This window comes from Pseudomonas putida (genome assembly GCA_041071465.1).
Classification (GTDB): Bacteria; Pseudomonadota; Gammaproteobacteria; order Pseudomonadales; family Pseudomonadaceae; genus Aquipseudomonas; species Aquipseudomonas putida_P.
In genome coordinates this window covers 928,934-949,399 of sequence record CP163498.1, presented here as the reverse complement: position 1 = coordinate 949,399, position 20,466 = coordinate 928,934, and the positions used below count along the sequence as shown (strand labels likewise).

The window sequence follows — 20,466 nt, the reverse complement described above, 5'->3', positions numbered from 1 at the left end:
GATGCTAGGCAACGAACCTTTCGCTAACCTTTCAGCGAGAAAGGTTTGTTACAAGGGGCTTCACAGGCGGGGTGACAGCGGTACACTCCGCGCCACTGCCCCACCCGAGCAGGGAGAATCCGATGCGTGTACTGCTGGTCGAAGACCACCTGCAACTGGCCGAAAGCGTGGCCCTGGCCTTGAAAAGCCACGGCCTGACCGTGGATGTGCTGCATGATGGCGTGGCTGCCGACCTGGCCCTGGCCAGCGAGGAATACGCTGTGGCCGTGCTGGATGTCGGCTTGCCGCGCATGGACGGCTTCGAGGTGCTGGCGCGTCTGCGCGGCCGTGGCAAGACCTTGCCAGTGCTGATGCTGACCGCGCGCAGCGACGTCAAGGACCGTGTTCATGGCCTGAACCTTGGCGCCGACGATTACCTGGCCAAGCCGTTCGAGCTCACTGAGCTGGAAGCAAGGGTCAAGGCCTTGCTGCGCCGCAGCGTGCTCGGTGGCGAGCGCCAGCAGCGTTGCGGGCCGCTGGTCTATGACCTGGACACCCGGCGCTTTACCCTCGGTGCAGATAACCTGACCCTCACCTCGCGCGAGCAAAGCGTGCTGGAAGCGCTGATCGCCCGGCCGGGCCGGGTGATGAGCAAGGAGCAACTGGCTGCCCAGGTGTTCGGCCTGGACGAAGAGGCCAGCCCCGACGCCATCGAAATCTACATCCACCGGCTGCGCAAGAAGCTCGACGGCCACCCGGTGGCTATCGTTACTTTCCGTGGCCTTGGCTACCTGCTCGAGCACCGCGATGCGTGACAACGGTAGCCTGCGCGGGCGCTTGCTGGGCAACCTGGCGTTGCTGCTGGTGGTACTGATGCTGGCCAGCGGCCTGAGTGCCTACTGGAACGGCCGCGAAGCCGCCGACACCGCCTACGACCGCACCTTGCTGGCCTCGGCACGAACCATCGCCGCAGGCCTGTCGCAACGCGATGGCTCGTTGAGCGCGGATGTGCCCTACGTAGCCTTGGACACATTCGCCTACGACAGTGCCGGCCGCATTTACTACCAGGTACTGGACATCAAGCAGCGGCTGATTTCCGGCTACGAGAACCTTCCGCCGCCACCGCCCGGCACGCCGCGCACCGACGACTACCCGGCCTTGGCGCGGTTCTACAACGCCACTTACCTGGGCCAGGACGTGCGCGTGGTGAGCCTGCTGAAGCCGGTAAGTGAGCCGAACATGAACGGCATGGCGGAAATCCGCGTGGCCGAAACCGAGGAAGCGCGGGTGCGCATGGCCCGTGGATTGATGGCCGATACCCTGCTGCGCCTGGGCATGCTGGCGTTGGCTGCGCTGGTGATGGTGTGGTTTGCCGTGAGTGCCGCGTTGCGGCCGTTGGAGCGCCTGCGCACAGCGGTAGAAGAGCGCCAGCCTGACGACTTGCGGGCCTTGCCGGTGGTGCAGGTGCAGCGCGAGCTGAGCCCGCTGGTGCGGGCCTTGAACCACTTTACCGAGCGCTTGCGTGGCCAGTTCGAGCGCCAGGCGCAGTTCATTGCCGACGCCGCCCACGAACTGCGTACGCCGCTGGCAGCGCTGAAGGCGCGGGTCGAGTTGGGTTTGCGCTCGTCCGAGCCGCAGGAGTGGCGACAGACCTTGGAGTCAGCGGCCCAGGGCACCGACAGGTTGACCCATCTGGCCAACCAGTTGCTGTCGTTGGCGCGGGTCGAGAATGGCGCACGGGCAATTGCCGAAGGTGGCGCGCAGCGCCTGGACCTGAGCCAGTTGGCGCGCGAGCTGGGCATGGCCATGGCGCCCCTGGCGCACAAGCGTGGAGTGGCGCTGGCGCTGGAAGCCGAGGCACCCGTGTGGCTCAAGGGTGAGCCGACACTGTTGAACGAGCTGTTGAGCAACCTGGTGGACAACGCCTTGGCGCATACGCCAGCGGGAGGCAACGTGATTTTGCGGGTCGTTGCGCCGGCGGTGCTGGAAGTGGAGGACGACGGGCCCGGTATTCCCGAGGCTGAGCGCGAGCGGGTGTTCGAGCGGTTCTACCGCCGCAGTGCCCAGGGCAGTGGGCTTGGGTTGGCGATTGTTGGCGAAATCTGCCGGGCGCATCTGGCGCAGGTGAGCCTGCATGATGGCGAGAAGGGCGGGTTGCGGGTGCGGGTAAGTTTTATCGCAGATTGATGGCCCTGCCAGGGCTTCGCACCGGTCAGCGCAACATGCTCCGCGCCTCAAGCAGTTCGTCCACCTCCAGCTCGGTGCCAAACGGCAGCCCCAGATGGCGGTACGCCGGCAGTGCCGCCAACGGCCGGTGGCGGCCGCGCTGGCTGATGCAGCGGGCGATCTGCACGATGTCGATGTAGTCGATCTTGTCGGTCTGCCGGTCCAGGTCCTGAACCTGGCTCGGCAGGTTGACAAGTTGTTCCGGAAACTCCCAAGCCTTGAGGATCTTGTCCCCCAGCACCGGCTGAATCTGCTCGATCACGTAATGCAGGCAAACCGGGTCGGACAACAGCTCGTTGTGTTCTTCGGCATAGATCAGTACCGGCAGTGCGCCAATCTGGTTGACCAGGCCGCCCAAGGTCGCCTGGTCGGGCTTGAGTTGCGTGTATCGGCGGCACACTTCGTAGCTGATGCCCGCCACCTCCAGGCTGTTAGCCCATATGTCTCGCAGCTTTTGCTCAACCGCCGGCGAGCGGGCATGGAAAATCTGCTCGATCACCAGGCCGATGGCCAGGTTGCAGCTGTAGTTGATGCCCAGCCGTGTGATGGCGGTGTGCAGGTCGGTAACCTCGACCGCCGCGCGCAGCAGCGGGCTGTTGACGACCTTGATCAGGCGCGCTGAAAGGGCCGCGTCACGACCGATCACCTTGCTCAGGGCCGCTACGCTGATCTCGCTGTCTTCCGCTGCCTCGCGGATGCTCAAGGCAACCTCGGGCAGGGTGGGCAGGACCAGGTCATCCTTTTCGATGGCGTCGAGCAATTGTGCTTGAACCATCTCGGCCAGCTTGTTCATGGGCATGTCTACCGCAGTGGTGGTGCGGCCCCGCCACAGGGACGGGGCAGGCTGGTCAGCGTTGGATTTCCCGGTCGCGGTCCAGTTCGTAAGGCAGGGTCAGCACTTGCAGGCGCGGGCCTTCGAGGCTGCCCAGGTGCAGGTTGTCGTCTGCCACCGCATCGGCGCTGAGCACCGCGAGCAGTTCGCAGCCCGGACCGTTGCTGGCCGCAATGACCACTTCACCGACCGACGAACCATGGGTGGGCGAGAAAATCTCGGCACCCGGGGCCGGAATGGCCTGCTGGTCCAGTGCCAGGCGGTACTGACGGCGTTTGAGCTTGCCCAGGTACTGCATGCGGGCGACGATTTCCTGGCCGGTGTAGCAGCCTTTCTTGAAGCTGACGCCATCGACAGCCTGCAGGTTGATCATCTGTGGGATGAACAGTTCACGGGTCGGCCCCATGACCTGGCCGATACCGGCGCGAATCTGCCCAGCAGCCAATCGTTGACACTGCCCTCGGGCAGGGCTGCGGCGAGGGCCTGGCGTACAGGCTCGGCGTCGGCCGCAGGTACCCACAGCTCCACGCGGCCAGCGGATACCGCAACAGCGATCAGCCCGGCATGGCGCACAGTACTGCCGGCGGCCGCGGGCACATCGAGCCCCAGCGCCTGCAGCGCAGCGTCTCCACCCTGCAGGCCGAAGCGTGCCCAGGCGCTGCTTTCGTCGGTCAGCGTGGCCTTGGAGAACACAGCGTACTTCTTAAGGTCCGCCAGTTGTGCGTCGAGCAGTTCGCTGGCCATGGCCAGCAGGTAGCCGTTGCCTTCAGGCACGATGCGGAAGCTCGACTGCATGCGCCCCTTGACCATGCAGCGGGCACCGAGGCTGGCGTGCTCCTGGCTGAGGTAGTTGATATTGCAGGTCAGCTGGCCTTGCAGGAACTTGCCTGCATCGGAGCCGCGGACAGCGAGGATGCCCTCGTGGGACAGGGGGCAGAAGAAAGCGGAATCGGCCATGGGTCATCGCGGTGGCTAAAGACTGGCGGCCATCATAGAACGCCGGTAACAAAATAGGTAGGTGACTAGACCAACGCCCGGTGTCGCCTGGCGCGCCTGGCTGTATACTGGCGGGCCATTCGAGGAGGGCCCCATGGTCGAACAAACTGAACTCAACCGGCTTTTCTGGCACAGCCGCCGCGGCATGCTGGAACTGGACGTGCTGCTGGTGCCTTTCACCCAGGAAGTCTACCCCACCCTCAACGAGACTGATCGTGAGCTTTATGTGCGTCTGTTGAGCTGTGAGGATCAGGACATGTTCGGCTGGTTCATGGAGCGCACCGAGTCGGAAGACCCGGAGCTGCAGCGCATGGTCCGCATCATTCTGGACCGTGTCCAGCCCAAGTGAGTGCTTCGAGTGCCGTTGGCAAGGCTCGCGCCTGCTGCTGACGGCCTACTTGGCCTGCCAGGCAGTGGCGTGGCTTGCCGTGTGGGCGAGCGCGCTGCCTGGGTGGTTGGCTTTTTTTGTTGTCGCTGCCTGTCTTGCCCACGCTAGCTGGGCCATTCCTCGTCGTATCTTGTTGACCCATGAGCATGCCGTTGTCGGCCTGCGGCGTGATGCGCGCGGCTGGCAGGTGTTCAGCCGTGCCTGCGGGTGGCAGCCGGTGCGGCTGTGTCGGGATAGCGTGGCGTTGCCGGGGTTGGTGGTGGTGCGCTTCGAGCGGGCGGGGCGATGGTGGGGGGAGAGCCAGTGCATACCGCGGGATGCGCTGGGGGCTGATGAGCATCGGCGCTTGCGGGTGCGGTTGAAGTTCAGTCGGCGGCGCTGGGCTGAGGTGGGAATGGGGCAGGGCTGAGAAGTGTTCGACATAGCGGGGGCAGCGCCTGTGAGATCGAGGGCCGCCCGCGCGGCGCTCGATCTCACAGGCGCTGCAAATGTCAGACCGGACTGAGAACGGTATCCTTGGCCTCGTCCAACATCCCCGGGTAATTCAGGGTGTAATGCAACCCACGGCTCTCCTTGCGCTGCATCGCCGACAAGATCATCAGCTCGGCGACCTGCGCCAGGTTGCGCAATTCGATCAGATCACGGCTGACCTTGTAGTTGCTGTAGAACTCGTCGATTTCATCCAGCAGCAGCCGAATGCGGTGCTGGGCCCGCTGCAGGCGCTTGCTGGTGCGCACAATGCCCACGTAGTCCCACATGAACCGCCGCAATTCGTCCCAGTTGTGCGCAATGATCACGTCTTCGTCCGAGTCGGTGACCTGGCTGGCATCCCAACCGGGCAGGGCTTTGGGCATGGGCACTTGCTCCAGATTTGCCTGGATGTCAGCGGCGGCAGCGCGGCCATAGACGAAGCATTCCAGCAGCGAGTTGCTCGCCATGCGGTTGGCGCCGTGAAGGCCGGTGAAGCTGGTTTCACCGATGGCATACAAACCTGGCACGTCGGTATGGCCGCGGTCGTCGACCATCACCCCGCCGCAGGTGTAGTGCGCAGCAGGTACCACCGGGATGGGCTGACGAGTGATGTCGATGCCAAAGGCCAGGCAGCGCTCGTATACGGTAGGGAAGTGGCTCTTGATGAAATCGGCTGGCTTGTGAGTGATGTCCAGGTAGACGCAGTCCACGCCCAGGCGCTTCATTTCGTGGTCAATGGCGCGGGCCACGATGTCGCGGGGGGCCAGCTCTTCGCGTGGGTCGAAGCGTGGCATGAAGCGTTCGCCGTTGGGCAGGCGCAACAGGGCGCCCTCGCCGCGCAGGGCTTCGGTGACCAGGAAGCTCTTGGCCTGTGGGTGGTACAGGCAGGTCGGGTGGAACTGGTTGAATTCCAGGTTCGCCACCCGACAACCGGCCCGCCAGGCCATGGCGATGCCGTCGCCACAGGCGCCGTCGGGGTTGCTGGTATAGAGATAGACCTTGGCCGCACCGCCAGTGGCCAGCACGGTGAAGCGCGCACCAAAGGTGTCTACCTCACCGGTGTTGCGGTCGAGCACGTAGGCGCCAAGGCAGCGTTCGCCGGGCAGGCCCAGGCGACGTTCGGTAATCAGGTCGACCGCCACGCGCTGCTCCAGCAGCTGGATATTCGGGCGCTGGCGAGCCTGCTCCAGCAGCGTGGTGAAAATGGCCGCGCCAGTGGCGTCGGCGGCATGGATGATGCGCCGGTGACTATGGCCGCCTTCACGGGTGAGGTGGAACTCGAAGCCGCCATCATCGACGCTGTAGTGCTCGTCGCGGGTGAAGGGCACGCCTTGCTCGATCAACCACTGGATGGCTTCACGGCTGTGCTCGACGGTAAAACGCACCGCTTCTTCATGGCAAAGGCCGCCGCCAGCATTGAGGGTGTCTTCGACATGCGACTGGACGGTGTCAGTGTTGTCCAGCACCGCCGCGACGCCGCCTTGGGCCCAGAAGGTCGAGCCGTTGGCCAGGTCGCCCTTGCTGAGCACGGCAACGCGCAGGTGGCTGGGGAGGTTAAGTGCCAGGCTGAGACCGGCGGCACCGCTGCCGATCACCAGGACATCATGTTGGAATTGTTGGCTCATGTCGGGACACTAGTAATCTTTGGAAGGGGCGCGGCACAATAGTCACGCGCAGATGGCATTGTGAAACTATCGTTAAACTTGGCCGGGATGCCTTTATAGCAGCCCCGGGTGGCCAATTTCCATGCCACTTGCCAGGTTGCGGCAACCTTTGTGGGAACTTTCCGGCATGGCCGGAAATCCTATGAAGGCTGCCCGTACGCCACAATTTGCCGCGGCGACGCAGGGCGGCAGGCCTGTCCGGGCTGCTCCTGCGTATTCGAAACCTGATTATCGACGTTAGCCGGCCGTGACCGCGCAGCGTCTTCCGTGCAAGCCGACCAAGGGCTGCAGGAAACTTGCTTGGAGGGGAGAACTTTTGCGCAAAGCCCGAGTCTATGGTTGCAAGCCTGAACGATGGCTGTTGCAGCGCTCCTTCGAGTTCACTGAGGAGTGTTCATGCTAACCCAGGAAGAGGATCAGCAGCTTGTCGAGCGCGTTCAGCGCGGCGACAGGCGAGCGTTCGATCTGTTGGTGCTGAAGTATCAGCACAAGATTCTCGGGTTGATCGTGCGGTTCGTTCACGACACCCACGAGGCCCAGGATGTAGCACAGGAAGCCTTTATCAAGGCCTACCGTGCGCTTGGCAACTTTCGCGGCGACAGTGCGTTTTATACGTGGCTGTACCGCATCGCCATCAACACGGCGAAGAACTACCTGGTGTCCCGTGGAAGACGGCCGCCAGACAGCGATGTGAGCTCCGAGGATGCGGAGTTTTACGACGGCGATCATGGTCTCAAGGATCTCGAGTCCCCAGAGCGCTCGTTGTTGCGGGATGAAATCGAAGGCACTGTCCATCGCACCATCCAGCAGCTGCCCGAAGACCTGCGTACGGCATTGACCCTGCGCGAGTTCGACGGACTGAGTTACGAAGACATTGCCAGTGTCATGCAATGTCCGGTGGGTACCGTGCGCTCTCGAATCTTCCGCGCTCGGGAGGCCATAGACAAAGCCCTGCAGCCGTTGTTGCAGGAAACCTGAGACAGCGGCGACAGCCAAGAGAGGAACCGCCATGAGTCGTGAAGCTTTGCAGGAATCGCTGTCCGCGGTGATGGATAACGAAGCGGACGAACTGGAACTGCGTCGGGTGTTGAACGCCGTCGACGATGCCGAAACCCGTGCCACCTGGTCGCGTTACCAGGTCGCCCGTGCAGCCATGCACAAGGAGTTGCTGCTGCCCAACCTGGATATCGCCTCGGCGGTGTCTGCTGCGCTGGCCGACGAAGCCGTGCCCGCCAAGGTCAAGAAAGGCCCGTGGCGCAGCATTGGGCGCCTTGCGGTAGCCGCCTCGGTGACCGTAGCGGTGCTGGCCGGTGTACGCATGTACAACCAGGACGAAATCACGGGTGCCGAGCTGGCTGCCCAGCAACCTGTCCAGCAAGGTCTGAGCGTGCCACAAGCACAGGGCCCGGCTGTTTTGGCAGGCTATAGTGAGAGCAGTGAGCAACCGACCGGGCCAATGGCCAATGGCGTGCTGCAGAACCAGGCCGGCTGGGATCAGCGTCTGCCAGGTTACCTGCGCCAGCATGCCCAGGAATCCGCGCTCAAAGGCACTGAAACGGCATTGCCGTATGCCCGCGCCGCCAGCCTGGAAAACCGTTAAGTAAGGAGGATCATGCGCGCGCTACCTCTCCTGTCGCTGCTGATTGGCAGCTGCATGACGGTGCCAGCATTGGCGGCCAACTCCTCGCCCGAGGCGAGTGAATGGCTGAACAAGCTGGCACAGGCCGAGCAAAAACAGAGCTATCAAGGCTCTTTCGTCTACGAACGCAACGGCAGCTTCTCTTCCCACGATATCTGGCACAGGGTCGAGGACGGCAAGGTCAGCGAGCGGCTGTTGCAGCTCGATGGCGCCGCCCAGGAAATCGTGCGCGTGGATGGCAAGGTGGCGTGTGTCAGCGGGGCCTTGGTCAGCGGTGTTACGACGCCGCCGGATACCGCGCCACGTGTACTTGATCCGCTGAAACTGATGGGCTGGTACGATTTGAGTGTGGCAGGCAAGTCACGGGTCGCCGGGCGCGACGCCGTGATCGTCACGCTCACGCCACGCGACCAGCACCGCTATGCGTTCGAATTGCATCTGGACCGTAACACTGGCCTGCCGCTGCGCTCGTTGATGCTCAACGACAAGGGGCAGTTGCTGGAGCGCTTCCAGATGACTCGCCTCGATACCGACGAATTACCCAGTGATGCTGACCTGCGCCCCAGTGCCGCGTGCAAACCGGTGCAGCATGTGGCGTCCGGCAGCAATGACACGGTCGCCGGCTGGCGTTCGGACTGGTTGCCACCTGGTTTCGAACTGGTCAACAGTTCGGTGCGCCAGGACTCCAAACGCAACAGCTCGGTCAGCAGCCTTATGTATGACGATGGCCTGGCGCGTTTCTCAGTGTTCCTCGAACAAGTGAACGATGATGGCGGTACGGACATGCGCACCCAGCTGGGCCCGACTTCCGCTGTCTCGCGCCGTCTGAACACGCCCAAAGGCAAAGTGATGGTGACCGTGGTTGGCGAAATACCACTGGGTACGGCAGAACGTGTCGCCTTGTCGATGCGCCCACAGGATGCCCAGGCACGTCAGTAATGGCGTGCTTTTGCGGGCCATGCCAAGGCAGGTGGACATACGGCTGAAATGAAATTAAAGCATTGTCATTTGCAATCCTTCGGCAAATTTTCTATAGGTCAGGCTTCTTGGAGCCTGGCCTTTCCTGCTTTGTGCAGGGGTCTTTCTAAACTACCGCTCGTTGTGACGGGAGCCGTATGTCAATACCACGCTTGAAATCCTACCTAACGATGTTCGCCGCCGTGCTCATGCTCGGCCAGGTGCTCACCGCCCAGGCCGAGGAAGCCCTGCCGGACTTCACCACCCTGGTCGAGCAGGCCTCGCCGGCGGTGGTCAACATCAGTACCAAGCAGAAGCTGCCGGATCGCCGCATCGCTGCAGGGCAGATGCCGGACCTGGAAGGCCTGCCGCCGATGTTCCGCGAGTTCTTCGAACGCAACATGCCGCAACAACCGCGCTCGCCACGCGGTGACCGCCAGCGCGAGGCGCAGTCGCTGGGCTCGGGCTTCATCATTTCCAGTGATGGCTACGTGCTCACCAACAACCACGTGGTCGCCGACGCCGACGAGATCATCGTCCGCCTGTCGGACCGCAGCGAGCTGCAGGCCAAATTGGTCGGCACCGACCCGCGTACCGACGTGGCCCTGCTGAAGGTCGAGGGCAAGAACCTGCCGATCGTGAAGCTGGGTGATTCCGAGAAGCTCAAGGTGGGTGAGTGGGTACTGGCCATCGGTTCGCCGTTCGGCTTCGACCATTCGGTGACCAAAGGTATCGTCAGCGCCAAGGGCCGGACCCTGCCCAATGACACCTACGTACCGTTCATCCAGACCGACGTGGCCATCAACCCGGGTAACTCCGGTGGTCCGCTGTTCAACATGAAGGGCGAAGTGGTGGGTATCAACTCGCAGATCTTCACCCGTTCTGGCGGTTTCATGGGCTTGTCGTTCGCCATCCCGATCGATGTGGCGATCGATGTCTCCAACCAGCTGAAAAAAGACGGCAAGGTCAGCCGTGGCTGGCTGGGTGTAGTGATTCAGGAGGTCAACAAGGACCTGGCTGAATCCTTCGGCCTGGACAAGCCTGCGGGTGCCCTGGTGGCCCAGGTATTGGAAAACGGCCCGGCTGCCAAGGGCGGCCTGCAGGTGGGTGACGTGATCCTCAGCATGAACGGCCAGCCTATCGTCATGTCGGCCGACCTGCCGCACCTGGTTGGCGGCCTCAAGGATGGCGAGAAGGCCAAGCTGGAAATCATCCGCAACGGCAAGCGTCAGAACCTGGACATCAGCGTGGGCGCACTGCCGGACGACGATGTCGACATTGGCACTGGCGCCGAAGGCAGCGCCGAGCGCAGCAGCAACCGCCTGGGCGTATCGGTGGCCGACCTGACCGCCGAGCAGAAGAAATCCCTGGAACTCAAGGGAGGCGTGGTCATCAAGGAAGTGCAGGATGGCCCCGCAGCCATGATTGGCCTGCGCCCGGGTGATGTCATCAGCCACCTGAACAACCAGGCCATCGGTTCGGCCAAGGAATTCACCGAAATCGCCAAGGAGCTGCCGAAGAACCGTTCGGTATCGATGCGCGTCCTGCGTCAGGGGCGCGCCAGCTTCATCACCTTCAAGCTTGCTGAATAAGCGGTTTCGCAAGGCGAAAAGGGCAGCTTCGGCTGCCCTTTTTCATGAATCTTCACAATTGCGGGGGTGATTGCTGTGTACAGTCGGACAGAGGAATCTCCCATATCCCAGCAGCTTAAGGTACAATTCCCGGCTATTTTTCGGCGGGCGTCCGGCTCGCAGCCTTTTCGAGTGTTGACCTGTGAGTGATTTGAGTCATATCCGCAATTTCTCCATCATCGCCCACATCGACCATGGCAAGTCGACGCTGGCCGACCGTTTCATCCAGATGTGCGGTGGCCTGTCGGCACGCGAAATGGAAGCCCAGGTGCTCGATTCCATGGACCTGGAGCGTGAGCGCGGTATCACCATCAAGGCCCACAGCGTCACGCTTCACTACAAGGCGCAGGACGGCAAAACCTACCAGCTGAACTTCATCGACACCCCCGGTCACGTCGACTTCACCTACGAAGTCTCGCGCTCGCTGGCGGCCTGTGAAGGTGCACTGCTGGTGGTCGATGCTGGCCAGGGCGTTGAAGCCCAGTCCGTGGCCAACTGCTACACCGCCATCGAGCAGGGCCTGGAAGTCATGCCGGTCCTGAACAAGATGGACCTGCCCCAGGCCGACCCGGACCGCGTCAAGGACGAGATCGAGAAGATCATCGGTATCGACGCTACCGACGCCGTGGCCTGCAGCGCCAAGAGCGGCATGGGCGTGGACGAGGTGCTCGAGCGCCTGGTGCACACCATCCCAGCGCCGGAAGGCGAAATCGATGCACCGCTGCAAGCGCTGATCATCGACTCCTGGTTCGACAACTACCTGGGCGTGGTCTCGCTGGTGCGCGTGCGCCATGGCCGTGTAAAGAAAGGCGACAAGATTCTGGTCAAGTCCACCGGCAAGGTGCACCTGGTCGACAGCGTCGGTGTATTCACCCCGAAACACACCCAGACCGCAGATCTGAAAGCCGGTGAAGTGGGCTTCATCATCGCCAGCATCAAGGACATTCATGGTGCGCCGGTGGGTGACACCCTGACCCTGTCGTCGACCCCTGAGGTCGAAGTGCTGGCTGGTTTCAAGAAAATCCAGCCACAGGTTTATGCCGGCCTGTTCCCGGTCAGCTCCGACGACTTCGAGGACTTCCGCGATGCACTGCAGAAGCTGACCCTGAACGACTCGTCCTTGCAGTACATGCCGGAAAGCTCCGACGCACTGGGCTTCGGCTTCCGTTGCGGCTTCCTGGGCATGCTGCACATGGAGATCATCCAGGAGCGCCTGGAGCGCGAATACGACCTGGACCTGATCACCACGGCGCCGAGCGTGATCTACGAGCTCGAGCTCAAGACCGGCGAAACCATCGTCGTCGACAACCCGTCGAAGCTGCCGGATGTCTCGTCCGTCACCGACTTCCGCGAGCCGATCGTCACCGCGACCATCCTGGTGCCGCAGGAGCACCTGGGCAACGTCATCACCCTGTGCATCGAGAAGCGTGGCGTTCAGCGCGACATGCAGTTCCTCGGCAGCCAGGTGCAGGTGCGTTACGACATGCCGATGAACGAAGTGGTGCTCGACTTCTTCGACCGTCTCAAGTCCACCAGCCGCGGCTATGCTTCGCTGGACTATCATTTCGATCGCTACCAGTCGGCCAACCTGGTCAAGCTGGACGTACTGATCAACGGCGACAAGGTCGATGCCTTGGCATTGATCGTGCACCGTGACAACGCGGCCTACAAAGGCCGAGCGTTGACCGAGAAGATGAAGGAACTGATCCCTCGGCAGATGTTCGACGTGGCGATCCAGGCAGCCATTGGCGGCCAGATCATTGCGCGGACAACCGTCAAGGCGCTCAGAAAGAACGTACTGGCCAAGTGCTACGGCGGTGACGTCAGCCGTAAGAAGAAACTGCTGGAGAAGCAGAAGGCCGGTAAGAAACGCATGAAACAGGTGGGCAACGTGGAGATTCCACAAGAAGCCTTCCTCGCCGTGCTCAGGTTGGATAGCTAGGTCCTATGTCGCTAAATTTCCCGCTGTTGCTAGTCATCGCCGTCTTCGTCTGCGGTCTGCTGGGCTTGATCGACCTGCTGTTCCTGGCCCCGCGCCGGCGTGCGGCAATCGCCAACTATCAGGGCAGCGTCAGCCAGCCCGAGATGGCGGTGGTCGAACGCCTGAACAAGGAGCCGTTGCTGGTCGAGTACGGCAAGTCGTTCTTCCCGGTGCTGTTCATCGTGCTGGTGCTGCGTTCGTTCCTGGTCGAGCCGTTCCAGATCCCGTCGGGTTCGATGAAACCAACGCTGGAAGTGGGCGACTTCATCCTGGTGAACAAGTTCTCGTACGGCATTCGTCTGCCGGTGATCGACAAGAAGGTCATCGAGGTCGGTGATCCGCAACGCGGTGATGTGATGGTGTTCCGTTACCCGAGCGACCCGAACGTCAACTACATCAAGCGTGTAGTAGGCCTGCCGGGCGACGTGGTCCGCTACACCAACGACAAGCGGTTGTTCGTCAACGGCCAGCCGATTGCCGAACAACTGGTGGGCAGCGAACCGGGCACCTTGGGCAGCGCGCAGCTGTACAAGGAAAAGCTCGGCGAGGCCGAACACCTGATCCGCAAGGAGATGAGCCGTTATCGCATGCCACCGGACCAGCAGTGGACCGTGCCGGCAGGCCATTACTTCATGATGGGCGACAACCGCGACAACTCCAACGACAGCCGTTTCTGGGATGACCCGAACATTCCCAAGGAACTGCACGGCATGGTTCCGGACAGGAACATTGTCGGCAAGGCCTTCGCGGTGTGGATGAGCTGGCCAGAGCCCAAACTCAGCCATCTGCCCAACCTGTCGCGGGTCGGTCTGATCCATTGATACCCATCGGCGCTGTCCAGCAGACAGCGCCGAATGCATTTCTGACATAGGCTGTGTTCTCAGGGATCGGGAGATTCGCCGCACATCGCGCGGCGCACCACAGCCAAACAGTCTTTCAGGATGTTGATTTGAACAACGCGTTGAACAACCAACGGGTGGCCGCATGAGTGCTTCCCTTGCCCGTCTGGAGCGAAAGCTCGGTTACACCTTCAAGAACCAGGACCAGATGCTCCTGGCGCTGACCCATCGCAGTTACGCCGGGCGCAACAATGAGCGCCTGGAGTTTCTCGGCGATGCCATTCTCAACTTCGTCGCCGGCGAAGCGCTGTTCGAGCGCTTCCGCAGGCCCGCGAAGGCCAGCTTTCGCGCCTGCGCGCGCGCTTGGTCAAGGGCGAGACCCTGGCCCGCCTGGCCCGTGGTTTCGACCTGGGCGAATACCTGCGCCTGGGTTCGGGTGAGCTCAAAAGTGGCGGTTTCCGTCGCGAGTCGATCCTGGCCGACGCCCTGGAGGCACTGATTGGTGCCATCTACCTGGACGCTGACATGGACACTGCCCGGGAACGCGTCCTGGCCTGGCTGGCCGACGAGTTCGAGGGCCTGACCCTGGTCGACACCAACAAGGACCCGAAAACCCGCCTGCAAGAGTTCCTGCAGTCGCGCAGCTGTGAGCTGCCGCGTTACGAAGTAGTGGATATCCAGGGTGAACCGCACTGCCGCACCTTCTTCGTCGAATGCGAAGTGGTACTGCTGAACAACAAGAGCCGTGGTCAGGGCGTTAGCCGGCGTATCGCCGAGCAAGTCGCCGCCGCGTCTGCACTGATCGCCCTGGGCGTGGAGAATGGCAATGACTGATAACAACCCGACTCGCTGCGGCTACGTGGCCATTGTCGGCCGCCCCAACGTGGGCAAGTCGACCCTGCTCAACCACATCCTGGGCCAGAAGCTCGCGATCACTTCGCGCAAGCCGCAGACCACCCGCCACAACATGCTCGGCATCAAGACCGAGGGTGATGTACAGGCGATCTACGTTGATACCCCTGGTATGCACAAGGCCAACGACAAGGCCTTGAACCGCTACATGAACCGCAACGCCTCGGCGGCCCTGAAGGACGTCGACGTGGTGATCTTCGTGGTCGACCGCACCAAGTGGACCGACGAGGATCAACTGGTGCTGGAGCGTGTGCAGTACGTGACCGGCCCGTTGATCATTGCGGTCAACAAGACCGACCGCATGGAAGAGAAGGCCGAGTTGATCCCGCACCTGCAGTGGCTGCAGGAGCAACTGCCGAACGCCGAAGTCATGCCGATTTCCGCGCAGCAGGGGCACAACCTCGACGCGCTGGAAGCACAGATCGCCAAGCACCTCCCCGAGAACGATCACTTCTTCCCGGAAGACCAGATCACCGACCGCAGCAGCCGCTTCCTGGCTGCCGAGCTGGTGCGCGAGAAAATCATGCGCCAGTTGGGTGCGGAGCTGCCTTACCAGATCACCGTGGAGATCGAGGAGTTCAAGCAGCAGGGCCATGTGCTGCACATTCACGCGCTGATCCTGGTTGAACGCGACGGCCAGAAGAAAATCATCATTGGCGACAAGGGCGAGCGTATCAAGCGTATCGGCTCTGAGGCGCGCAAGGACATGGAGGTGCTGTTCGACTCCAAGGTCATGCTCAACCTGTGGGTCAAGGTGAAAGGCGGCTGGTCCGACGACGAGCGCGCCCTGCGTTCTCTGGGCTACGGCGACCTGTAAGTTACCTCAGCGCACGGGTCGTCCTGTGGGAGCGGGCCTGCCCGCGAATGCGATAGTGGACTCACTGGCGCTTTCGCGGGCAAGCCCGCTCCCACAATTACATCTGGCCCCCCAGAGATAGTGCATGGACCAACCCACCCCCCAGCCAGCCTATGTGCTGCACAGCCGAGCCTACAAGGAAACCAGCGCGCTGGTGGACTTCTTCACCCCCCAGGGCCGCGTGCGCGCCGTGTTGCGCCGCGCGCGCAGCAAAGGGGGCAGCCTGGTGCGGCCGTTCGTGCCGCTGGAGGTGGAGCTGCGTGGACGTGGTGAGCTGAAGAATGTCGGGCGTATGGACAGCGCTGGTACCGCCGCCTGGCTGCACGGCGATGCCCTGTTCAGCGGGTTGTACCTCAACGAATTGCTGATGCGCCTGCTGCCCGCCGAGGCGCCGTTCCCGACCCTTTTCGAGCACTACACCTTGACCTTGCAGGCCTTGGGCGCCGGGCGCCCGCTGGAGCCGCTGCTGCGTTCTTTCGAATGGCGGCTGCTGGACGAGCTCGGTTATGCGTTTTCCTTGCAACAGGACGTTAATGACCAACCTGTCGCTGCCGACGGCCTGTACCGTTTGCGCGTGGATGCCGGCTTGGAGCGGGTCGAGTTGGCACAACCCGGCTTGTTCCGTGGTACTGAACTGCTGGCTTTGGCCGAAGCCAACTGGGAGGCCCCAGGTGCCTTGCTGGCTGCCAAGCGCCTGATGCGCCAGGCACTGGCGGTTCACCTGGGGGCAAAACCGCTGGTCAGCCGGGAACTGTTTCGCAAGCGCTGATCACGACGTATGCTGTGGGGCTCAATCTTCAGGAGAGCCTTTCGTGACTCACAGCAACCGCATGCTTCTTGGCGTAAACATCGACCACGTGGCGACCCTGCGCCAGGCCCGTGGCACGCGTTACCCTGACCCGGTCAAGGCTGCCCTGGACGCCGAGGAAGCGGGCGCCGATGGCATCACTGTGCACCTGCGCGAAGACCGCCGGCACATCCAGGAGCGGGATGTGGTGGTGCTCAAGGATGTGCTGCAGACGCGCATGAACTTCGAGATGGGCGTTACCGAAGAGATGATGGCGTTTGCCGAGAAGATTCGCCCGGCACACATCTGCCTGGTACCCGAAACCCGTCAGGAGCTGACCACCGAAGGTGGCCTGGACGTGGCAGGGCAGGAAGCTCGGATCAAGGCTGCCGTGGAGCGCCTGGCGCGTACCGGTGCCGAGGTGTCGCTGTTCATCGATGCCGATGAGCGGCAGATCGAGGCCTCGCGTCGGGTTGGCGCGCCGGCGATCGAGCTGCACACCGGGCGTTATGCCGATGCCCAAACCCCAACCGAAGTGGCTGAAGAGCTCAAGCGTATCGTCGATGGTGTGGCGTTTGGTGTGGGGCAGGGGCTGATCGTCAATGCTGGCCATGGGCTGCATTACCACAACGTCGAGGCAGTGGCGGCAATCAAAGGCATCAATGAACTGAACATCGGCCATGCGCTGGTGGCACATGCCTTGTTCGTTGGCTTCAAAGCTGCTGTGGCGGAGATGAAAGCCCTGATCGTAGCGGCTTCGCGCTGATTTGTTGGTTGCCTGTACCGGCTTTGTCGCAGGTACAGGCAGCTGATCATTCGCCAGGAAACACCAGGGTAAAGCGGGTAGGCCCCAAGGGGCTGCTGCGCACTTCGACCCGACCGCCATGCAACTGCATGATCGATTTGACGATTGCCAACCCTAAACCGGTCCCGCCCTCCAGCCGCGAACGCCCCGCGCCCACCCGGTAGAACCGCTCGAACAAGCGTGACTGGTGCTCTGCAGCAATACCAGGCCCTCGGTTCTCCACCGCTAGCCGTACTTCGTTGCCCGCACGCTCGATACGCAGTTCGACGGGCTCACCTTCCGGGCTGTGCCGAATGGCATTGCTCAACAGGTTTGACAGTGCTCGCTGGAACATCAGCCGGTCACCCTGTGCAGTCCCCCAGCCCTGAACGCGTAGCTCAACTGCCTTCAGCTCGGCACTGAAAGTAAACAGCTCGACAACCCGCGCTGTCTCGTCAGCCAGCGCCAAGGGTTTTAACGCGACTTGTGCTTGCGGCTGGTTGACCTGGGCGAGAAACAGCATGTCGTTGATGATGCGGTTGAGCCGGGTCAGCTCTTCGATGCTGTCTTCCAGCACTTCCCGATAGTTCGCATTGTCCCGCTCACGGGCCAGTGTCACCTGCGTCTTGCCCATCAGGTTGCTCAACGGCGTACGCAGTTCATGGGCCAAATCGTCAGAGAACTGCGACAGCTGGCTGACACCCTGATCCAGGCGGTCGAGCATCACGTTAATGCTGCTGGCCAGTTCCGCCAGCTCTTGCGGCAAGCCGGTAGAGGGCAGGCGGTGTTGCAAGTCTTGGGCGGACACCTGCCCGGCAATGCGCCGGAAGTGCCGCAACGGCTTCAAGCCACGTTGCATCAGCCACCAGGCACCCGCACCAATCAGGACCAACAGCAGCGGCAACGCCAGCAAGGTGGAGTGCAGGTAGGCCTGCAGCAGGGCGTTGTCGTCGGCGCGGTTGAGCGACATCATCACCTTGACCGGCGTGTTGTCGCGCAAGCGCATCTGCCGGGTAACGGTGAGCATCTGGTTGCCGCTGCTGTCGCGCCATTCGTGAAAGGCCAGGCGAGCATCGGTGTGCAGTTCGCCGACTCGCGCTTCCAGGGCTGGGCCGAGGCTGAGCAGGTGCGGGTGGCGGCCGTCCAGCGCCAGCACGCTGAGGCTCAGGTTGTCATGCCCCATCACCAGGTCGAGCAGTGGATGGGCGCGGGTGCCCAGGTCTTCGCTGCGCAGGTCGACGCGCAGGTTGTGCTCGACCTGCAACATTTTGCGCGCCAGATCCTTGCGCGCGCGGCTGTCCAGTTCGTGATCCAAGGCGAACACGGCCAGGCAGGCCAGCAGCATTACCAGGGCGGCGCCCATCAGTGTCACGCTCAGGCCCAGGCGCAGTGACAGGCTGGGGTTTCTCAAAAGCGCGCCTCAAGTACATAGCCCACGCCACGCAGGGTGTGAATCAGCTTGCTATCGAACGGGTCGTCGATCTTGGCCCGCAGGCGCCGGATCGAGACCTCGACCACGTTGGTGTCGCAGTCGAAGTTCATGTCCCACACCAGCGAAATGATCTGCGTGCGCGACAGCACTTCGCCTGTCTGGCGCATTAGCAGGTGCAGCAGGGCGAACTCCTTGGCGGTCAGGTCGATGCGCTGTCCGGCGCGGTAAGCGCGGTGGCGGCCGGGATCCAGTTCCAGGTCGGCGACCCGCAGGGTGCTGGGCTGCAGTTGCTGGTCGTTGCGGCGCAGCAGGCTGCGGATGCGCGCCAACAGCTCAGGAAACTCGAAGGGTTTGAGCAGGTAGTCGTCGGCGCCCAGGTCCAGGCCTTTGACCCGGTCGGCCAGGCGGCCGTGGGCGGTAAGCATCATGATGCGCGTTGCCGACTCGGCGCGCAGGCGTTGCAGCACGGTCCAGCCATCGAGTTCAGGCAGGTTGACGTCGAGAATGACCAGCTCATAGGGCTGTTGACGGGCCAGGTGCAGGCCATCGGTGCCAGTGTGGGCGCAGTCGACCACATAGCCGTTCTCGCGCAGGCCTTGTTGCAAATAGTCGGCGGTTCGCAGCTCGTCCTCGATGATCAGTAGGCGCATGGGTTGCTCGGTGTGATGAAAGGGGGGCGATTCTCGACCCTGTAGTGACATCAGGGTCAAGCTGCAGGATGTTACGGCATGCAAATGGCGCTGCGGCGCAGATAACCGATTTGTAATCCTGGCGTAATCTGGCTGCCTGCCAGGGCCACATTGCAGGACTGTAATCCCCGCCTCACCTTGTCGTTAGCTAGCCCTCGCTAGGATGGCCGTGTCTGATCGGTTATCACGAGGCAACCACGATGAACCTGACCAAATACCTGCTGTTGGCCACCCTTGCCCTGGGCAGCGCCAGTGTCTATGCCGAGGGCGGTGCGGAGCGCTCGAAGCAGTTCTGGCAAGCCTTCCGCGAAGACCAGCAGCGCCTGCATGGCGACAAGCAACAGGCTGTTGCGGAGCGCGAGCGCAAGGCGCAAGAGAAGGCCCGCGAGGTGGCCAAGGACTGAGGTAACAACACCTGCGCCGCGACAGCTCCTCGCCGCAGGTGTATTCAGGCGCCCAGATGGGCGCCTTTTTTATTTGCGCGCCAGCAAGGTGGCGCGGCGGGGGGCTGGCAGGCCTTCGATGGTCTTGCTGTGGTCGTCAGGGTCGAGGAAGTCACCCAGCGACTGGTAGCGCATCCATTCGGTGCTGCGTTGCTCCTCGACGCTGGTCACGCTCACGTCGACGCAGCGCACATCGCTGAAGCCGGCACGGCGCAACCAGCGGGCCAGGGCCGGTACCGATGGCAGGTACCAGACGTTGCGCATCTGTGCGTAACGGTCCTCTGGCACCAGCACCTGGTTTTCGTCGCCTTCGATCACCAGGGTTTCCAGCACCAGCTCGCCACCTTTGACCAGGCAGTCCTTGAGCGCCAGCAGGTGCTCGATGGGCGAGCGGCGGTGGTAGAACACACCCATGGAAAATACCGTGTCGAAACCTTCCAGGTTGGCGGGCAGGTCCTCCAGGGCGAACGGCAGGTGCCAGGCTGGCAGCTCCGGCAGGTACTGTTGCACGGCCTGGAACTGGCAGAAGAACAGCCAGTTGGGGTCGACGCCAATCACCATGTCGGCACCGGCACCGAGCATGCGCCACTGGTAGTAGCCATTGCCACAGCCAACGTCGAGCACGCGCTTGCCCTTGAGGTTCAGGTGCGGGCTTACCCGCGACCATTTCCAGTCCGAATGCCACTCGGTGTCCACATGCACGCCAAACAGGTCGAACGGCCCTTTGCGCCAAGGCGACAGGCCCATCAGTGCCTGGCGCATCTGCGCGCGGGTGGCGTCGTCGCAGTCGCAGTCCAGGCGTAGCCCGTTGACCAGGTCTATTTCGCTGGGTTGCAGGGTGGGCAGGGCTTGGAGTGCACCGCGCCAGCGGTCGAGGTCACCGTGGCCCTTTTCCAGCTTGGCTTCCAGTTGCGCTTGCAGGCCTTGCGACCAGGAAGCCAGGGGCGTACCCGCCAGACG

19 protein-coding genes and 2 pseudogenes are annotated in these 20,466 nt (G+C 62.6%); 15 read left to right on the top strand and 6 right to left on the bottom strand.

The genetic code is table 11. The features are described 5' to 3' along the window. The first annotated feature begins 122 nt into the window (after nt 1-122). On the top strand, nt 123-794 hold the full coding sequence (locus AB5975_04390) for a response regulator (GenBank protein XDR21153.1): 672 nt from the start codon (nt 123-125) through the stop codon (nt 792-794). After that, complete coding sequence (locus AB5975_04385; GenBank protein ID XDR21152.1) at nt 787-2,166, top strand: sensor histidine kinase; 1,380 nt, start codon at nt 787-789, stop codon at nt 2,164-2,166. The genes AB5975_04390 and AB5975_04385 overlap by 8 nt, the downstream gene beginning before the upstream one ends. A gap of 25 nt (nt 2,167-2,191) precedes the next feature. Here AB5975_04385 and AB5975_04380 read toward each other — a convergent pair whose 3' ends face one another. Together AB5975_04380 and AB5975_04375 are read right to left on the bottom strand one after the other, a co-directional pair. Then, a complete protein-coding gene (locus AB5975_04380) occupies nt 2,192-2,998 on the bottom strand; it encodes an HDOD domain-containing protein (protein ID XDR21151.1) in 807 nt (268 codons plus the stop codon). A gap of 55 nt (nt 2,999-3,053) precedes the next feature. After that, nucleotides 3,054-3,994, bottom strand: a pseudogene (locus AB5975_04375) (folate-binding protein YgfZ). Nucleotides 3,995-4,127: 133 nt separating this feature from the next. On the opposite strand from AB5975_04375, the gene AB5975_04370 reads away from it, so the two are divergent. Both AB5975_04370 and AB5975_04365 read left to right on the top strand, forming a co-directional pair. Next, a complete protein-coding gene (locus tag AB5975_04370) occupies nt 4,128-4,382 on the top strand; it encodes a succinate dehydrogenase assembly factor 2 (protein XDR21150.1) in 255 nt (84 codons plus the stop codon). Further along, complete coding sequence (locus AB5975_04365) at nt 4,366-4,830, top strand: protein YgfX (GenBank protein XDR21149.1); 465 nt, start codon at nt 4,366-4,368, stop codon at nt 4,828-4,830. Before AB5975_04370 ends, AB5975_04365 begins: the two co-directional genes overlap by 17 nt. Before the next feature lie 82 nt (nt 4,831-4,912). Here AB5975_04365 and nadB read toward each other — a convergent pair whose 3' ends face one another. Further along, nucleotides 4,913-6,517, bottom strand: coding sequence for an L-aspartate oxidase (nadB, locus tag AB5975_04360; GenBank protein ID XDR21148.1), 1,605 nt, complete (start codon nt 6,515-6,517; stop codon nt 4,913-4,915). A 435-nt stretch (nt 6,518-6,952) separates the two neighbouring features. Here nadB and rpoE point away from each other — a divergent pair, with 435 nt between their 5' ends. From rpoE to pdxJ, 10 genes and pseudogenes are all read left to right on the top strand, one after another. Further along, nucleotides 6,953-7,534 (top strand): RNA polymerase sigma factor RpoE, encoded by a 582-nt coding sequence (rpoE, locus tag AB5975_04355; protein XDR21147.1) that lies wholly within the window; start codon nt 6,953-6,955, stop codon nt 7,532-7,534. A gap of 31 nt (nt 7,535-7,565) precedes the next feature. Continuing rightward, complete coding sequence (locus AB5975_04350; protein ID XDR21146.1) at nt 7,566-8,156, top strand: sigma-E factor negative regulatory protein; 591 nt, start codon at nt 7,566-7,568, stop codon at nt 8,154-8,156. Between the two features lie 12 nt (nt 8,157-8,168). Continuing rightward, the gene (locus AB5975_04345) at nt 8,169-9,134 is read left to right on the top strand and encodes a MucB/RseB C-terminal domain-containing protein (GenBank protein XDR21145.1); all 966 of its coding nucleotides are present in this window, start codon (nt 8,169-8,171) and stop codon (nt 9,132-9,134) included. A gap of 176 nt (nt 9,135-9,310) precedes the next feature. Beyond that, nucleotides 9,311-10,744 (top strand): DegQ family serine endoprotease, encoded by a 1,434-nt coding sequence (locus tag AB5975_04340; GenBank protein ID XDR21144.1) that lies wholly within the window; start codon nt 9,311-9,313, stop codon nt 10,742-10,744. 181 nt (nt 10,745-10,925) lie between these two features. Further along, on the top strand, nt 10,926-12,725 hold the full coding sequence (lepA, locus tag AB5975_04335) for a translation elongation factor 4 (protein ID XDR21143.1): 1,800 nt from the start codon (nt 10,926-10,928) through the stop codon (nt 12,723-12,725). A 5-nt stretch (nt 12,726-12,730) separates the two neighbouring features. Continuing rightward, complete coding sequence (lepB, locus tag AB5975_04330) at nt 12,731-13,585, top strand: signal peptidase I (GenBank protein XDR21142.1); 855 nt, start codon at nt 12,731-12,733, stop codon at nt 13,583-13,585. Between the two features lie 163 nt (nt 13,586-13,748). After that, nucleotides 13,749-14,437 (top strand): annotated as a pseudogene (gene rnc / locus AB5975_04325) (ribonuclease III). Further along, nucleotides 14,430-15,332: a GTPase Era gene (era, locus tag AB5975_04320; GenBank protein ID XDR21141.1), complete on the top strand. Its 903-nt coding sequence runs from the start codon at nt 14,430-14,432 to the stop codon at nt 15,330-15,332. The pseudogene rnc and the gene era overlap by 8 nt, the downstream one beginning before the upstream one ends. 124 nt (nt 15,333-15,456) lie before the next feature. Next, complete coding sequence (gene recO / locus AB5975_04315; protein ID XDR21140.1) at nt 15,457-16,140, top strand: DNA repair protein RecO; 684 nt, start codon at nt 15,457-15,459, stop codon at nt 16,138-16,140. Nucleotides 16,141-16,183: 43 nt separating this feature from the next. Beyond that, on the top strand, nt 16,184-16,924 hold the full coding sequence (gene pdxJ, locus AB5975_04310; GenBank protein ID XDR21139.1) for a pyridoxine 5'-phosphate synthase: 741 nt from the start codon (nt 16,184-16,186) through the stop codon (nt 16,922-16,924). A gap of 46 nt (nt 16,925-16,970) precedes the next feature. On the opposite strand, the gene AB5975_04305 is transcribed toward pdxJ, so the two are convergent. Further along, the gene (locus AB5975_04305; protein ID XDR21138.1) at nt 16,971-18,353 is read right to left on the bottom strand and encodes a heavy metal sensor histidine kinase; all 1,383 of its coding nucleotides are present in this window, start codon (nt 18,351-18,353) and stop codon (nt 16,971-16,973) included. Then, nucleotides 18,350-19,024, bottom strand: a complete 675-nt coding sequence (locus AB5975_04300; GenBank protein ID XDR21137.1) for a heavy metal response regulator transcription factor — start codon at nt 19,022-19,024, stop codon at nt 18,350-18,352. Before AB5975_04300 ends, AB5975_04305 begins: the two co-directional genes overlap by 4 nt. 239 nt (nt 19,025-19,263) lie before the next feature. Here AB5975_04300 and AB5975_04295 point away from each other — a divergent pair, with 239 nt between their 5' ends. Beyond that, complete coding sequence (locus AB5975_04295; protein XDR21136.1) at nt 19,264-19,467, top strand: hypothetical protein; 204 nt, start codon at nt 19,264-19,266, stop codon at nt 19,465-19,467. A gap of 69 nt (nt 19,468-19,536) precedes the next feature. Here the strand turns inward: AB5975_04295 and cmoB are convergent, their stop codons facing one another. After that, on the bottom strand, nt 19,537-20,463 hold the full coding sequence (cmoB, locus tag AB5975_04290) for a tRNA 5-methoxyuridine(34)/uridine 5-oxyacetic acid(34) synthase CmoB (GenBank protein ID XDR22917.1): 927 nt from the start codon (nt 20,461-20,463) through the stop codon (nt 19,537-19,539). Nucleotides 20,464-20,466: the final 3 nt, after the last annotated feature.